We start from the raw sequence: 14,952 nt of genomic DNA, 5'->3' as shown, positions 1-14,952 counted from the left end.
CCATCAAATGGGTAATTGAGCTAGCATTTCCACAATATCCCGCGCAACAACTGCGCGGGCATTTTTTTGCCGGATCACCAAGTCAGCGGCCAAACCGTGATAGTAAACGGCCATAGTTGCTGCAACTTCCGGATTATACCCCTGAGCAAGATAGCCTGCGATCATACCGGTCAATACGTCACCACTACCGCCTTTAGCAAGCGCACTATTGCCCGTTGGATTAATCCAGACATTCCCTTCCTTACTGGCAATCACGCTATATTTTCCTTTCAGTACAACCGTTACATCCCACTTCATTGCATACTCACGGGCTTGCTGAATACGGTCATCGTTTTCTGGTATCGCTTCTCCTGTCAAGCGCGAAAACTCCACAGGATGTGGTGTCAATATCGTATTATCGGGTAGTTTATGTAAGTTCATTGGTAGCTGGGCAAGCAAATTCAAGGCATCTGCATCAACTACTCTGGCCCTGCATGGGGCAGCTAGCCATTCAGTTAATTGTCTCTCGCGCTCACTGCTTTGCCCCCAACCAGGTCCCATCGCCAGAACGTCTGCATTGACAGGAGGTTTCGCTTCTTGAGACAACATCACTTCCGGTAATGCCGCATGTATTGCAGCATGTAGATTTTCTGTAATGTGTAACGTACTTAACCCTGTGCCGCTGCGCAAACAAGCCGCTGCAGACATAATCGCTGCACCAGCCATACCATGCCCTCCTGCTGCTATGGATACACGCCCAAAGCTGCCTTTATGAGCGAAACGTTGCTGCGCCGGATGCTGCGCTGTAATCCATTCAGATGTTAACCACTGAGGAGAAGCTGACCAGGCATTTAGGGCAGTTTGTGCTGAGGCTAAGGGCAATACATGTAAATTACCAATATATCGCTCATGGCACGCCCATAATTGATTGTGCTTGGGTACACATAGCGATAGTGTAGCATCAGCTTGAACAACAAGCTGATCAGCATTTGCTCCATCATCTGTGAGGCCTGATGGCATATCAATGGCAATACATTCCTTCGCCTGCATTGAGTTGATACGACGTATATATTCACCGTAAGGCGCACGGATAGAACCGCGTAAACCTACACCAAATAAGGCATCAATAACCACTTCATCACGCTGCTCAAACCACGCTTCACCCAAGTGGCCAATTGGTAAAAGCTTTTTTGTACGTTGGTATTGCTGTAGCTGCAATGACCCCGTTTTTCCTTGCTCAGAAAAGACGCGAACACGATAGCCAGCCATGAATAACCTACGCGCAATAGCCAAGCCGTCCCCACCATTATTACCAGCTCCACATAAGACAAGAAAAGCAGTCTTCCTATCATGGCGATTGATCAGCCAATCAGTGCAAGCAGCTGCTGCTTCCTCCATCAGCATTGCATGACTGATACTTTGCGTTTTAAGAATTAATGTATCAATTTGCGCAATATCGACACCATTAACGATGGGCAGCGTAAGTAGCATTACCACAATCCCCCTTGATCCAATACGAATGGAGGCAAATTGAACTCACTTTCATACTGCGCATCAACAAAATACAATCCGTGTGCTGGAGCAGTAATACCAGCTTCACGACGATCCCGGCTTTGCAAAACTGCATTAACCCACAGTGGATCCTGCTTGCCGGAACCAACAGGAAGCAAGGTACCAACAATATTACGAATCATATGGTGTAAAAAGGCATTACCACAGACATCTACCCATAACCAATCGCCATCACCATGAATGCTAATTGATTCAATGAACCGGTTTGGCGTCTGAGCCTGACATTCAGCTGCACGAAAGGCACTAAAATCGTGTTCACCGATTAAATACTGAGCCCCTTCACGCATCGCTTCAATATCTAGAGGGTAGCGGTGCCAATAACAGCGCATACGCCATAGTGCCGATGGTTGATGCCTAGTACGGATTAGATAGCGATAACGGCGACGTTTGGCGCTGTAACGCGCATGGAATTCATCATTGACGCAATGTACCCATTGTAGGCGAATATCTGCAGGCAAATAGCGATTACAACCAGCAAGCCATGCATAAGTATCACGAGCAGCATCACTGTCAAAATGTATAATCTGCTGTAAAGCATGAACTCCTGCATCTGTACGGCCAGCACAGACAACTTCAACAGGATGGTTCGCAACCTTACTTAGTGCCTGTTCAACTTGTTCTTGAATTGTTTGCGCAAAAAAGGGCTGGCGCTGCCAGCCCGAGTAATGCGTACCATCGTATTCAACAGCTACTGCATAGCGCATCATGCACCACGTACTTTATCCATCAGTGCTTTTGCGCGTGCTTTTTGCTCATCTGTGCCCACTTCAAGTACCTCTTCAAGCCATATGATTGCTCGCTCTCCATGACCTGTTGCAATAAATGACACTGCAAGATCCAAATTGATCTCCATTTCTGCAGTATTAACTGCTACAGCTGGCTCAGCACTGTCTGCTAATACCTCATCAGCGACAAAAGGCACCTCTACTTCCAATTTCTTTTGATCTGTACTCGTACTACTTTCGCTAGCATTCTCTTGCTCAAAATTGCTATCACTAATAAACAAATCATCAAGATCATTTTCTTCATCTAACCAAGCCAAATCACCTTTCTCTGATGGATCCTCATTCAAAATAGGATTTAACTCAACAGCCTCATTATTAGGCTTCTCACTAAAGAAGTCTAAATTATCTTCTTCTGACAAATTTTCCAGATCTGCTGTCGTACCGAAATTTCTTTCCAAACTTCCGAGGTCAATATCAAAATTAAGGTCCTTTTCGATATGAGAATACTCAGATTTCCTCGTTTCAGCCACTTCTTCATTTTCAGCAAGGAAGAAATCATAATCTTCCTTTTCAACAGCGATATCAGGATCCCTTTCACTAGAACCCTCCCAGCCTTCTGTTGCTTTATCATGCTGATCAGTTTCGTAATCATCTAACTCATCAAGAGCAATCTCATTTTTCCACTCTGATTGTTCAATATTATTATTTTCAAAATCAGGATAGCTATCGAGTTCCGTTAGCATTGGTTTAGCGCTAACATTTTCATGACCATCCTCTCTTTCCAGTGCATTTATTTTTGCTAACACTGCATCCATTTCATCTTCATCTAGCGTGTCATACGCATCTACTTCATGTTTCTTACGCTGCCTAAACAGTAATAACGCAATTGATGCCAATAATAAAGCGCCAATAACCAGCCATTGCCACATTGGCAAGAAAGCATAAGTAGTGCTAAGGAAGCTTTGTGACGCTTGTTTATCAACAGAACGTTCCTCCTCAATGACTAAATCAGATGTAGATAATTCAGGATTAGCTACGGAAGCAGTTGTCGTAGCAGCTCCTTCAGCTGCACCATCATTTGAACTCTGCTGTGCGTTGCCCGATACTACTGTATTGTCATGCTCTTCTACAGTATTATCCATATTAGCCAAGACTACATTTTCCTGACTTTCAGTAGCAATACTTCCATCGGTTCGCTGTATTCGATCCGACATTTCAACCGCTTCAGACTCAAATTCGCCCTCGACTGACTCAGGATTTAAATTACTTAAAGCTGTCAGGTTAGGTTTTTCACTTTGATCTACTTCACTGTCAGTATTATGTAAAACTGACCCAACATTACTTTCCTCACTATTAGAAGCAAAATCTGCTGAATCACCACTTGCTACAACATCAAGAGAAATACTACCTTCTTCTATTTTCTGACCATCTGAATTATCATCCTGACCCGCTTTTTCATTTACATCATTGACCTCTTGTACTTGTACTACTGATGTATCTGAAGCTACATTTGCTGCCTCAGAATTTATAGGTGCAGCCTGTTTTATAGATTTAGCCGTAGAAGCTGTAGATTTTGCTGTGTCGGCAGGCAGCGGTACTAGCTCTTTGGTAAAAACAGGGATTGATAAGCGATATCCGGCCATTAAACTACTAAGCTGATTGCTGTTAAAAGCACTTGGATTTTCTCGGTAAATTTGGCGCATAATTGTCTGAATTGGATAGTCAGGTGATGGCCTCACTTTTTCCGCAATAGAAAAAAGTGTTTCCCCTTTTTTAACTGGACCATAACTACGTCCTTGCCAATTGTCTTTCTTTATACGATCACTGGCTGACTCTATAGGCTTAGATGGCTTACCTTGCCAACCATTTGATGTAGCTGCAGCCGGCTGGTTAACAAGTAATTTAATTTTACTTGATGCATCTGAAGCTCCTTCTGCAGGATCAATATCGTTTTTTGCAGGAGAAGTGATAGATGGAATAGCCAAGCCATCCGTTGCAGGATCCAAGAAAACTGTATACTCTCGCAAGGTTTCTTTACCGTTATGCTTCACACTCAACACAAAGGTAATGAATGGTTCGCGCACTATATTAGGCGTTGAGATATTGATATAGTGCCCTGTTGCGGAAGACTGTAAGGATACTCTTAATTGCTCATGGCTAGGCAGTTTTTCAATACCACGACTGCGATATGCTTCACTGCCAGCAACACTCACTACAGTGTTACCCTTTTGACTAGCATCAAGATCAGTGACGTTAATTGTCGCTCGCAGTGGTTCTCCTAAATGGGAGTTTACCGTAATAGGACCTAGGCCAAAAGCATGAGCAAATTGCAACAATCCAGCGGCGAATACGCCAACGATTATGGTGCGAATTGACTTACTGTCAGTAGCGTACATATGACTTCCTTATGCAATGTTCAGAGAGCGCTTGGCTCTTAGTGATTAAGCTAATTTTTCCCAGTATAACAGGCTCATTATCTCAATTAAATGTTTGCTAATAAGCTAGTTTACAATTGTTCTACAATCTTATCACCGAGTTCATCCGTCGAAAGGGGCTGCTGTGTTCCAGAAACTAAATCTGCACTCAATAAGCCTGCATCAAGCACATTTGAAACAGCCACTTCAATACATTCTGCCATTTGTGGCTGCGCTAAACTATGACGTAGCATCAAGGCAACAGACAAGATCATCGCCAATGGATTGGCTTTACCACTACCAGCAATATCAGGCGCTGAGCCGTGGATAGGCTCAAACAAACCCACACCATCACCACGCAAAGATGCAGATGGCAATAAGCCAATCGAGCCGGATAGCATCGATGCCTGATCGGACAAAATATCGCCAAACAAATTGCTGGTGAGAATAACGTCAAATTGCTTTGGCGCGCGCACCAGCTGCATGGCGGCATTATCAACCAGCATATGCGACAGCGTCACCGACGGATAGTCTTTAGCCACTTCTTCAACCACTTCGCGCCACAACTGCGAAGCTTCAAGTACATTCATTTTATCGACCGAGCACAACTGCCCAGAGCGCCCCGCTGCTGCTTCAAATGCAACACGAGCAATACGGCGTACTTCCTCTTCGTTATAGCGTAAAGTATTAAAGCCTTCACGCAGCCCATCATCTGTATTTCCCAAGCCACGTGGTTGACCAAAATAAATACCGCCAGTGAGTTCGCGTACAATTAACAAATCCAATCCTGCCACATACTCACGTTTGAGGCTCGAACGATCCGCTAATGCCGGAAAAACATTGACTGGACGTAGGTTGGCAAATAACCCCAAGTCCTTACGAATAGCGAGCAAGCCACTTTCAGGGCGTAAATGGCGCGCTTCTGTGTCCCATTTAGGACCACCAACCGCACCGAGCAATACCGCACTGGCATTATTCGCTTTTCTACGTGTTTCTTCCGGATACGGATCGCCATGCTTATCAACAGCACAGCCGCCAAGGTCACCGTATTCCAGCTCGATCTCTAATCCTTCGTCCATCAAGGCACGCAATACCTTCTCAGCTTGCGCCATGATTTCTGGACCAATACCGTCCCCCGGTAGTAATAATACTTTGTTCATTTATTCCCCTCCTGAAATTCGCTGAATAGCCATGGAAAATGCTGCCGGTGCTGCGCTTCAAATGCAGCAATATCCTCTCGGTGCTTTAAAGTTTGTCCGATGTCGTCTAACCCTTGTAGCAAGGCATGGCGGCGGAAGCCATCAATACTGAATGGCCAACTGTCCTCACCCTGATGAACAAGCTGTGCTTCAAGATCGACTTTGAGTTCCAGCGTCTCTTGCTGGTCACAACGTGCAAAGAGGATGTCCACCGCATCTGCAGCAAGTATCACTGGCAATAGACCATTTTTGAAACAATTATTGTAAAAAATATCGGCAAAACTCGGCGCAATGACTGCGCGAAAGCCATAATCAGCAAGCGCCCACACGGCATGTTCGCGCGAGGAGCCACAGCCAAAATTTTCACCAGCCAGTAAAAATTTTGCACTGCGGTAACGCGGCTCATTGAGGACGAAATCAGGATTATCACTGCGATCAGGCAGGTAGCGCCAATCATCAAACAAATATTGCCCAAAGCCGCTGCGGCTGATCAGCTTCAAGTACTGCTTCGGTAAGATCGCATCAGTATCGACATTGCTACGCGGCAAAGGCATCACGATACCTCTTTCTTGTACAAATGGCTGCATTATGACACCGTCCGAATATCTACAAAATGCCCCGCTACTGCCGCAGCAGCAGCCATTGCAGGGCTGACTAAATGGGTACGGCTACCCTGACCTTGGCGACCTTCGAAATTGCGGTTGGACGTGGAAGCACAACGCATTTTGGGTGGTAATTTGTCGGCATTCATCGCCAGGCACATCGAGCACCCTGGTGAACGCCACTCAAATCCTGCAGCAGTAAAAATCTTATCCAAACCTTCTGCTTCTGCCTGGCGTTTGACTAATCCTGAGCCTGGTACCACCATCGCCATTTTAATTTGAGGCGCTACGCGTTTGCCACCGAGGAAAGCCGCTGCCTCACGCAAATCCTGTATTCTGCCATTGGTACACGAGCCAATAAATACCGCATCAATATCTATATCGTGGATAGGCATACCCGCTTGTAGCCCCATGTATTCCAAGGCACGACGCTGATTAGCGTCGTCGGCAGCAGTGACGGGAATTTGTCCGTCAACCCCGCACACCATTTCTGGCGACGTACCCCAGCTGACTTGCGGTGCTATGTCAGCAGCATCGAGCCACACTTCAGCATCAAACACCGCATCATCATCACTGACCAGTGTGCGCCAATACGCTTCCGCTTTATCCCACATCTCACCTTGAGGTGCACTGGGGCGCTGACGCAAATAATCCAATGTTGTGTCATCTACGGCGACCAATCCCGCACGCGCACCCGCTTCGATCGCCATATTACACATGGTCATCCGACCTTCCATCGACAGTGCCTTCACAGCTTCGCCAGCAAGCTCCAACGTATAGCCCGTACCCCCTGCCGTACCAATGTGACTGATCACCGCCAGCATCAGGTCTTTGGCGTACACGCCTTTACCCGGCTGCCCGTCAATCGTGATGCGCATGCGCTTGGTCTTTTTCTGCGGCAAAGTTTGCGTCGCCATGACATGCTCAACCTCAGACGTCCCGATACCAAACGCTAACGCAGCAAAAGCACCATGCGTCGCTGTATGTGAATCACCACAAACCAACGTCATACCTGGCAAAGTCAAGCCCTGCTCAGGCCCTACCACATGCACAATACCTTGGCGAATATCGTTGAGATCAAAAAGCTTTACCCCGTGGCTCAAGCAATTCTTTTGCAAGGTTTCAACCTGAATCTTTGCAATCGGGTCGACGATGCCTTGCTCTGGATGCAAAGTTGGCACGTTGTGGTCAGGAACGGCCTGCATGGATTCTTTACGCCACAACTTACGCCCCGCCAACTCCAAACCTTCAAAAGCTTGTGCTGACGTCACCTCATGAATTAAATGGCGATCAATATAAAGCAAGGTTTGCCCATCTTCTTCGCGTACTGCATGGGCATGCCAAATTTTATCGTAGAGTGTCTGTCCACTCATCCAAGCAGCTCCACTTCTTGCGCAATCAGGTCATCAAAGGTTTGCCGCTTGCGCACCAAACGTGCTTCACCATTGATGATCAGCACTTCAGCTGCTTTAGGACGTGTATTGTAATCACCGCTCATCGCCATGCCATATGCGCCAACACCCGCAATGGCGATAATATCACCACGCTTTGCGGTCAAAGGATAGCCACGCGCAAATGTATCACCTGTCTCACATACCGGACCAACAATCTCACTGCGTACCTCAGTATCACTTGCCTGACTGAGATTACGGAATGCAGGACGCACCTGATACAGTGCTGGACGAATGTAATCGTTCATCCCTGCATCGAGCATGATGAAGTTGTGACCCGACTGTTCTTTCGTACCAACCACGCAACTCAGCAAATAACCTGCATTGCCAATCAAGGAGCGCCCTGGTTCCATATGCAGTGCGTATGGGCTATCTTGCAGTTTATCGAGTAATGCCGCAGATAAATCTTGTGGACGTTGCACGTCAGTTTGTTCTGGCGTCATAATGCCCAGCCCCCCACCAATGTCGAGATGCTGCAAGGTAATACCTGCATCAGCCAACTTTTTGGCAAGTTCAAGCATGTTGTCCAGTGCATCGAGAAATGGCTGCATAATTGTAATCTGCGAGCCAATGTGGCTACTCATGCCGATGATCTCAATACCATCCAACTGCGCCGCATGCTGATACAGCGGCAATGCTTCATCCATGGAAATACCGAATTTATTTTCTTTAAGACCGGTCGAGATATAGGGATGCGTCTGTGGATCAACATCAGGGTTAACACGCAAAGCAATTCTTGCAGTCTTGCCTGCATTGACTGCCAGCTGCGACAAGCGCTGCAATTCCTCACCTGATTCAATATTAAAACAGCCAATATCAGCCTCTAAAGCCGCATTAAGCTCATCATCAGTTTTCGCTACACCGGAAAACACAATGTTTTCAGCACTACCGCCGGCTTTTAAAACCCGCGCCAGTTCACCGCCAGAGACAATATCAAAGCCAGCGCCCGCCTCAGCGAGTAAGCGCAAGATCGACAAATTACTGTTGGCTTTGACCGCATAATGCACACTCAATTCTGTTGAGCGACCGTGCTCATGGTAAGCGTGGTACTGATTTAATATATGTTCACCACTGTACACATACAACGGCGAACCATAGCGCTCGACTAATGGAGCAAGTGCCACACCATCACAAACCCAATCATTATTTTCTTCGTGCAAATGTGCCCAAACGCCGCGTTTATCCATTGTTCTGCTCCTGCGCCACATCATCCTTTGGCAAGTACAAAGGACCTTTTTGTCCACAGCCAACCAACACCAAACCGCCCAGCATGATTATCATTGCCCAGTATTTCATTTACACTACATATTTCTAATTGGAAAGGAGAGCGATTATGACACAGCTCGAACAAATCATCCATCCATCACAGGGTTGCCCTGAGCGTACGATTATCTGGCTACACGGGCTTGGTGCTGATGGCAATGACTTTATGCCGATTGTCCCGATGCTCAATCTGCAACCATCTACAGAAATCATTTTTCCTAATGCCCCCGTACGCCCTATCACCATAAATGGCGGAATGGGTATGCGCGGCTGGTACGATATTACAGACTTTGCCCTACGCGGCCATGATCGTGAGGGTATAGCTGATAGTGCGCAAGCTATCCAAGCCATATATAACGCAAAAATTGCTCAAGGCATCAGCCCTGAGAACATCATTTTTGCCGGTTTTTCACAAGGCGGCGCAATGGCTTTACATTGTGGCACCCGTAACCCATGTGGCGGCATTCTTGCATTGTCGTGCTATCTACTCAATCCACAAGAGACGCCAAATGCAGAGAACACTGCGCCACCAATCATGATGATGCACGGCACTCAAGATCCTATTGTTACCTATACTCTCGGCGAATCTTCATATACCACGCTACAGGAGAGAGGCTACAATATTACTTGGAAGAACTACCCTATCGGACATGAAGTCAGCCTGCCGGAAATTCAGGATATCTCCGAGTGGCTAAAATTACGCGGTTTCTAAACGCCAACAAAAAGGCAGCCATACTAACGGCTGCCTCAATATTATTGTGATGGTAAAGCCAACTTCCCATCACAACAAAATCATCCAGTGATAAACCTAATCAACTTCTGCTTCCTTAAGCACTTCAAGCAAGCGCAAAGTAGTTTGATTAACCGTCTTTACCTCACGTGAAATGGTTTGGCGTTCCTGTAATAAATCGAATGCCATTTGCAACCCACCCATGACAATCAGTCGATCATGCGGCAACTTTGGGTTGGCACTACGCAAATCCTGCAAGTGCCCATTGAGCAACTCAGCCGCTTCGATGAGCAAATTCCGCTCATGTGCCTCGCACATCAAAGGATAGTTATTATCCAGAATACTCAACGTAACTTTGATTTTTTCGCGACTCATTCTGCTACTCCCAGCACACGGCTACTCAACGCATCTTTTACTTTTCTCACTTGGTCCAGCTCTCTGGTAAGAGCCTGCTCTTTGCGCTCCATCTCTAAACGTAGCTCACTGAGCTCATTTTGGTGGGCATCGTTTGTCTCGCGAAGTTGCGTTTCATGCGCCGCAATGGTTTCATCATATTTCTGCTGCCAGCGGCGTCCTTCATCTGAAACGGCTGATTCCAGTGCCAACTGTGCAGCTTCTTTAGCTTCACTATGCTGCTGCTCAAGCTCCGCCAATTTTTCTTGATGTCGTGATTTCACTCGTGCCATTTCTTCATTCAAAATTGCATATTTCTCTTCAAGCTGAGTATGACTCTTGGTCAATTTCTGCCACGACTTAACCAGCGTATTAACTTGTTTTTCAATACGTTTCATCTCATCAATGTGCAAACGTTCCTGCATAATAAATCAACCTTGTTGTGAGTTTGCGTTGGAGGCAGACAAATTTTGCCTACTAAAATACCGTATAAGGCTTCAAAGTCCCCATATTGAAGCCTCAATAAAGTTATATATACTAACCCTTTTTAGCAAGGGAATCACCCATGACAGATACGCTTGATTACGCAGCCATGCAAATGCTCATTGAGCACCAAGACTGGTGGTTTGCACCAGCCGAAGCACATGGCATGCTGACAGCACTTGTCGCAGGCAATCACGCTGATGACTGGCAGATACTGCTCTTTCCTGGTACAAATATCGACGATACTGCAAAAAAAACAATGCAAGCATTAGTCGCACACATTGATCAAGCACTAGCAAAGAACGACCTACGCTTCCAACTGATGCTACCGGAAGAAGCAACACCAGCAGAACGTGCTGAAGCCCTGACATTTTGGGTACAAGGATTCAAAATAGCCATCACCTCATTGCGTGAACGCAGTTTGGTCAACCTTGATGAAGATTGCCTTGAATTTATTGCCGACCTTGATGCATTTGCTGAACTCGACACCCAGCTCCCCGACAGTGATGAAAATTTACTACTACTTGCAGAACTTGAAGAACATTGCCGCATGGGCGCATTGATGATCTACGCCTATGTCAGAACTCCAAAACAATCAGCTAAATAAGCGGCATGGGCATGTTATTTCATGCCCAACATACAAATCTCAAAAAAGTCTTGAATAGCTCGTTGCTATATCTTCAAAAAAGATAGCGGTGTACGTCGTTCAAGATGACAAATGCCATAAAACTCAGCACGACAGCCTGCCCCGCTCTCATAACCCACATCATGGTTCGCTCACGCAAAGGCTTGCCACGAATCATCTCAATGGCGCTCAGCAACATATGCCCACCATCGAGCATTGGAATAGGCAATAAATTGATGGCTGCCAAAGATAAACTGACGATACCAAGAAAATTTAAGAAAATATCCCAGCCGTATTGAATGGTTTTCCCAGCGGCATCCCCAATCGTCAGCGGGCCGCCCATATTGTCGATAGAGACTTCTCCCTTGATCATTCGGGCAAACATATTGAACGTCAAACGGGTGTAGTACCACGTTTTATCAATCCCTTTACCCAAAGAGGCAAAAAAACCATAACGCTCTGTTGTGCGTAAGTCAGCAAAATCTGGTGCTTGCCAGCGTATCCCCAAGTAACCAATGGTTCTGCCTTGATATTCACGCTCACCAAGCGACCCCGTCAATTCTATCCGGTTACCACTACGCAAAACCGTAATGGTCACTTGTTCATTAGGATGCAGCGCAATCCAATCGTTGGCACGGAACAGGTCAAGATCACGCACAGCGTCTAATTCAATAATCTGATCACCAGCCTGCAAACCAATTTGCGATGCGGGTGCATCTGGCAAAACCTCTTCAATCATCGCAGGCTGCCATTCATCAGCCAAATACAATCCCGTTGTGGCTGCCATGTCTAGCTCATCGCCAGCGCGTAATCCGGATAAGTCCAAAGTCGCAGTACGAACTTGCTGGTTTGGCGTGCTGTACTGAATTTCAACAGGTGCTCTTGCCGCACTAACCAGTGCAACGTGTGCATCCATGCCCAACAGCGTTTCTTTACCATCAACACTGCGAATCACATCACCCGCTTCAATACCGGCTTGAGCTGCAATACTGTCCGGTGCGACGTAAGAAACTTGTGGCTTAATACCATCGACGCCAATCATGAATAATCCGGCAAACGCCAGTACAGCAAAAATCAGATTAACCGCAGGGCCAGCGAATGCTATCAAAAATCGCTGCCATGCAGGCTTAGCAGCAAAAGTACGCGATCTATCTACTTCAGGGATAGGCTCACGCTCATCCTCCCCGTACATTTGCACAAAGCCACCAAGCGGAATTGGCGCCAAAGTATAGAGTGTGCCGTCTTTTTTACCACGCCAGCTCAGCAGCGGCTTACCAAAGCCAAGCGAAAAGCGCAGAATTTTGACGTCAAACTTGCGCGCTACCCAAAAATGGCCATATTCGTGAATAACGACCAATATCCCAATAGTGATGACAAAACCTAAAATGCCCCACAAAATGTCAAACATGCGTTAGTACCGTTGAAAAGAAAAAAGCACTTGACCATAACACCATAGCTGGCAACCAGCTATCTATACGATCAAGTACACCACCATGCCCCGGTAAAATACGGCCACTGTCTTTAAATCCACAGCGGCGTTTCAAAATACTTTCAAATAAGTCGCCAACTGTTGCATATACCAATACCAAGGCAGTCGTCAGGAAAAAGCTGGCTGCCGAAAGCTGAGGATTGACCACAAAGTAATAGACAACAGCAACACTCATTGCGAATAGCCATCCACCCCAAAACCCTTCTTTGGTTTTTTTCGGGCTGATCGCCGCAGCCAATGGTCGCTTGCCAAAGCGACGACCGGTAAAATACGCACCAATATCAGCACACCACACCAATACAAATAACCCAAATAGCCCGACACCACCAACATGCGCACGGCATACCATCATAGCTAGCGAAAATGCGGACAAAAGTACACAGCCTATAATCGCCAATACTATATTTGGCAAAGGAATACGCCCTTTTTGAGCGTAACTACGCAACCAAAGCGGAACCAGAATCAGCCACATGAATGCGGCTAATGAGACTGTGGCGATCATGATGGGAATCGTCCAATGCCAAGTGACTAAATCAAGCGAGGCATACATCCCCAATGCGCTGATCATTGCTGTAATGATGACAAAAAAAACCGCGGAAAAACCGCGCAATCCAATCAGGCGAGCCCACTCACGAGCAGCTAAAGCAACAACTAATGCCCAGAATGCATTAAAGACCGTGTTATTTGCCCAAATAGTCACCCAAGCAAAAATAGGGCCTACGATAAGTGCTGTCAGTATTCGCTGTTTGAGCATAATTATCCTTTATTTGGTAATCCACCAAAGCGGCGATCGCGTTTGGCATAAGCTGCAAGTGCAGCATCTAAATGCTGCGCATTGAAATCTGGCCAAAGCGTATCCGTAAAGTACAACTCTGCGTACGCAAGTTCCCACAATAAAAAATTGCTGATACGCATTTCACCACTGGTACGAATCAGCAAATCAACCGGAGGTAACCGTGGCTCTGGTAAGCAAGCTTGCAAGGCTGCTTCGCTATCTAGCAAAACACCCTCGCGCTGAGCGGTGCGAGCCGCCTCAAGCATTGCCCAGCGGCCACTGTAATTAAGCGCCAAGATGAGATCCATACGTCCACAACTAGCAGTTTTTGACTCAGCAGTGGCAATTTCATTGCGCAATCCGGGCGATAACTGCTCGCGATCACCGAGTACTTGCAACCGCACTTGGTTCTCAACAAGCTTGGGCACATACTCGCGTAATGCACGGGACATAAGGTCCATAAGAATATTGACTTCATCTTTTGGCCTTTGCCAATTTTCAGTGCTGAACGCAAAAAGCGTAAGAACTGAAATACCTGCTTCCGCACAAGCTTCCACGCAACGCTCTACCGCATCACGACCAGCACGGTGCCCCAATACTCTAGGGCGTAGGCGTTTCTGCGCCCAACGACCATTGCCATCCATAATAATGGCAACATGTGCTGGGATTTCAGGAGAGGCAGACGCCATCAGACTTCCATCAATTCCTGTTCTTTTTCATTGAGCGCTGCATCGATTTTCTCAATATGCAAGTCAGTCAACTTTTGAATCTCAGCTTCTGAGCGACGCTGATCATCTTCTGAAAATTCCTTATCAGCAACCAACTGCTTGACTTGATTATTTGCATCACGGCGAATATTGCGAATAGCCACTTTGGCTTGCTCGCCTTCACCGCGCACGATTTTAACCATTTCCTTGCGGCGATCTTCCGTCAGTGGTGGCAAGTTGATATGAATAGTCTGACCAGCAGTATTTGGCGTTAAGCCCAAATCTGAATTGATCAATGCTTTTTCAATTACCTTGACCATATCCTTTTCCCAAATTTGGATGCTGAGGCTACGATAATCATTAACAGACACGTTTGCCGCCTGAGAAAGTGGCACCATTGAACCGTAGTATTCTACTTCAACGTGATCAAGCAAACTGCTGTGCGCACGTCCGGTACGAATTTTGGTCAAATCATCTTCAAAAGCTTTTACCGACTTTTCCATACGCGTTTTTGCGTCTTGTTTTATTTCATTAATCATTTAATT

16 protein-coding genes are annotated in these 14,952 nt (G+C 46.4%); 2 read left to right on the top strand and 14 right to left on the bottom strand.

What is annotated here, in order from left to right; translation table 11 throughout:
- Positions 1-3: 3 nt before the first annotated feature.
- From KRX19_03640 to KRX19_03605, 8 genes are all read right to left on the bottom strand, one after another.
- Positions 4-1,470, bottom strand: coding sequence for an NAD(P)H-hydrate dehydratase (locus tag KRX19_03640; protein MBV7434111.1), 1,467 nt, complete (start codon positions 1,468-1,470; stop codon positions 4-6).
- Positions 1,470-2,258 carry a tRNA pseudouridine(38-40) synthase TruA gene (gene truA, locus KRX19_03635; protein MBV7434110.1) on the bottom strand — a complete coding sequence of 263 codons (789 nt, stop codon included), beginning with the start codon at positions 2,256-2,258 and terminating at the stop codon, positions 1,470-1,472. Before truA ends, KRX19_03640 begins: the two co-directional genes overlap by 1 nt.
- Complete coding sequence (locus KRX19_03630; protein MBV7434109.1) at positions 2,255-4,672, bottom strand: hypothetical protein; 2,418 nt, start codon at positions 4,670-4,672, stop codon at positions 2,255-2,257. Before KRX19_03630 ends, truA begins: the two co-directional genes overlap by 4 nt.
- A 110-nt stretch (positions 4,673-4,782) precedes the next feature.
- Positions 4,783-5,850, bottom strand: a complete 1,068-nt coding sequence (gene leuB / locus KRX19_03625) for a 3-isopropylmalate dehydrogenase (protein ID MBV7434108.1) — start codon at positions 5,848-5,850, stop codon at positions 4,783-4,785.
- Positions 5,847-6,476 (bottom strand): 3-isopropylmalate dehydratase small subunit, encoded by a 630-nt coding sequence (gene leuD / locus KRX19_03620; GenBank protein ID MBV7434107.1) that lies wholly within the window; start codon positions 6,474-6,476, stop codon positions 5,847-5,849. The genes leuB and leuD overlap by 4 nt, the downstream gene beginning before the upstream one ends.
- Entirely contained in the window at positions 6,476-7,864 is a 1,389-nt protein-coding gene (gene leuC / locus KRX19_03615; protein MBV7434106.1) for a 3-isopropylmalate dehydratase large subunit, read from the bottom strand. The genes leuD and leuC overlap by 1 nt, the downstream gene beginning before the upstream one ends.
- Positions 7,861-9,129, bottom strand: coding sequence for a diaminopimelate decarboxylase (lysA, locus tag KRX19_03610; GenBank protein ID MBV7434105.1), 1,269 nt, complete (start codon positions 9,127-9,129; stop codon positions 7,861-7,863). Before lysA ends, leuC begins: the two co-directional genes overlap by 4 nt.
- Positions 9,122-9,238, bottom strand: a complete 117-nt coding sequence (locus KRX19_03605) for a lipoprotein (protein ID MBV7434104.1) — start codon at positions 9,236-9,238, stop codon at positions 9,122-9,124. The genes lysA and KRX19_03605 overlap by 8 nt, the downstream gene beginning before the upstream one ends.
- 37 nt (positions 9,239-9,275) lie before the next feature.
- Between KRX19_03605 and KRX19_03600 the strand changes: the two genes are divergently transcribed.
- The gene (locus KRX19_03600; GenBank protein MBV7434103.1) at positions 9,276-9,917 is read left to right on the top strand and encodes a dienelactone hydrolase family protein; all 642 of its coding nucleotides are present in this window, start codon (positions 9,276-9,278) and stop codon (positions 9,915-9,917) included.
- 96 nt (positions 9,918-10,013) lie between these two features.
- On the opposite strand, the gene KRX19_03595 is transcribed toward KRX19_03600, so the two are convergent.
- Both KRX19_03595 and KRX19_03590 read right to left on the bottom strand, forming a co-directional pair.
- Positions 10,014-10,310 (bottom strand): cell division protein ZapA, encoded by a 297-nt coding sequence (locus KRX19_03595; protein MBV7434102.1) that lies wholly within the window; start codon positions 10,308-10,310, stop codon positions 10,014-10,016.
- Positions 10,307-10,753, bottom strand: a complete 447-nt coding sequence (locus tag KRX19_03590) for a hypothetical protein (protein MBV7434101.1) — start codon at positions 10,751-10,753, stop codon at positions 10,307-10,309. The genes KRX19_03595 and KRX19_03590 overlap by 4 nt, the downstream gene beginning before the upstream one ends.
- Before the next feature lie 140 nt (positions 10,754-10,893).
- On the opposite strand from KRX19_03590, the gene KRX19_03585 reads away from it, so the two are divergent.
- Positions 10,894-11,418 carry a UPF0149 family protein gene (locus KRX19_03585; GenBank protein MBV7434100.1) on the top strand — a complete coding sequence of 175 codons (525 nt, stop codon included), beginning with the start codon at positions 10,894-10,896 and terminating at the stop codon, positions 11,416-11,418.
- Positions 11,419-11,491: 73 nt separating this feature from the next.
- On the opposite strand, the gene rseP is transcribed toward KRX19_03585, so the two are convergent.
- Genes rseP through frr form a run of 4 tightly spaced genes read right to left on the bottom strand, consistent with a single transcriptional unit; the run spans position 11,492 to position 14,946 of the window.
- On the bottom strand, positions 11,492-12,844 hold the full coding sequence (gene rseP, locus KRX19_03580; GenBank protein ID MBV7434099.1) for an RIP metalloprotease RseP: 1,353 nt from the start codon (positions 12,842-12,844) through the stop codon (positions 11,492-11,494).
- Positions 12,837-13,679: a phosphatidate cytidylyltransferase gene (locus KRX19_03575; protein MBV7434098.1), complete on the bottom strand. Its 843-nt coding sequence runs from the start codon at positions 13,677-13,679 to the stop codon at positions 12,837-12,839. The genes rseP and KRX19_03575 overlap by 8 nt, the downstream gene beginning before the upstream one ends.
- Positions 13,680-13,681: 2 nt before the next feature.
- Positions 13,682-14,389: a di-trans,poly-cis-decaprenylcistransferase gene (uppS, locus tag KRX19_03570; protein MBV7434097.1), complete on the bottom strand. Its 708-nt coding sequence runs from the start codon at positions 14,387-14,389 to the stop codon at positions 13,682-13,684.
- Positions 14,389-14,946, bottom strand: a complete 558-nt coding sequence (gene frr / locus KRX19_03565; protein MBV7434096.1) for a ribosome recycling factor — start codon at positions 14,944-14,946, stop codon at positions 14,389-14,391. Before frr ends, uppS begins: the two co-directional genes overlap by 1 nt.
- Positions 14,947-14,952 lie beyond the last annotated feature (6 nt).

The sequence above is a fragment of the Cardiobacteriaceae bacterium TAE3-ERU3 genome (assembly GCA_019218315.1).
Classification (GTDB): domain Bacteria; phylum Pseudomonadota; class Gammaproteobacteria; order Cardiobacteriales; family Cardiobacteriaceae; genus JAHUUI01.
This window is presented reverse-complemented; position numbering and strand designations above follow the sequence as displayed.

Coding starts and splice junctions, on each gene's coding strand:
- lysA (MBV7434105.1), bottom strand. CDS start 9,129: ATGGATAAACGCGGCGTTTGGGCACATTTGCACGAAGAAAATAATGAT.
- leuB (MBV7434108.1), bottom strand. CDS start 5,850: ATGAACAAAGTATTATTACTACCGGGGGACGGTATTGGTCCAGAAATC.
- KRX19_03585 (MBV7434100.1), top strand. CDS start 10,894: ATGACAGATACGCTTGATTACGCAGCCATGCAAATGCTCATTGAGCAC.
- truA (MBV7434110.1), bottom strand. CDS start 2,258: ATGATGCGCTATGCAGTAGCTGTTGAATACGATGGTACGCATTACTCG.
- uppS (MBV7434097.1), bottom strand. CDS start 14,389: ATGGCGTCTGCCTCTCCTGAAATCCCAGCACATGTTGCCATTATTATG.
- KRX19_03640 (MBV7434111.1), bottom strand. CDS start 1,470: ATGCTACTTACGCTGCCCATCGTTAATGGTGTCGATATTGCGCAAATT.
- leuD (MBV7434107.1), bottom strand. CDS start 6,476: ATGCAGCCATTTGTACAAGAAAGAGGTATCGTGATGCCTTTGCCGCGT.
- KRX19_03600 (MBV7434103.1), top strand. CDS start 9,276: ATGACACAGCTCGAACAAATCATCCATCCATCACAGGGTTGCCCTGAG.
- rseP (MBV7434099.1), bottom strand. CDS start 12,844: ATGTTTGACATTTTGTGGGGCATTTTAGGTTTTGTCATCACTATTGGG.
- KRX19_03605 (MBV7434104.1), bottom strand. CDS start 9,238: ATGAAATACTGGGCAATGATAATCATGCTGGGCGGTTTGGTGTTGGTT.
- KRX19_03595 (MBV7434102.1), bottom strand. CDS start 10,310: ATGAGTCGCGAAAAAATCAAAGTTACGTTGAGTATTCTGGATAATAAC.
- KRX19_03590 (MBV7434101.1), bottom strand. CDS start 10,753: ATGCAGGAACGTTTGCACATTGATGAGATGAAACGTATTGAAAAACAA.
- KRX19_03630 (MBV7434109.1), bottom strand. CDS start 4,672: ATGTACGCTACTGACAGTAAGTCAATTCGCACCATAATCGTTGGCGTA.
- frr (MBV7434096.1), bottom strand. CDS start 14,946: ATGATTAATGAAATAAAACAAGACGCAAAAACGCGTATGGAAAAGTCG.
- leuC (MBV7434106.1), bottom strand. CDS start 7,864: ATGAGTGGACAGACACTCTACGATAAAATTTGGCATGCCCATGCAGTA.
- KRX19_03575 (MBV7434098.1), bottom strand. CDS start 13,679: ATGCTCAAACAGCGAATACTGACAGCACTTATCGTAGGCCCTATTTTT.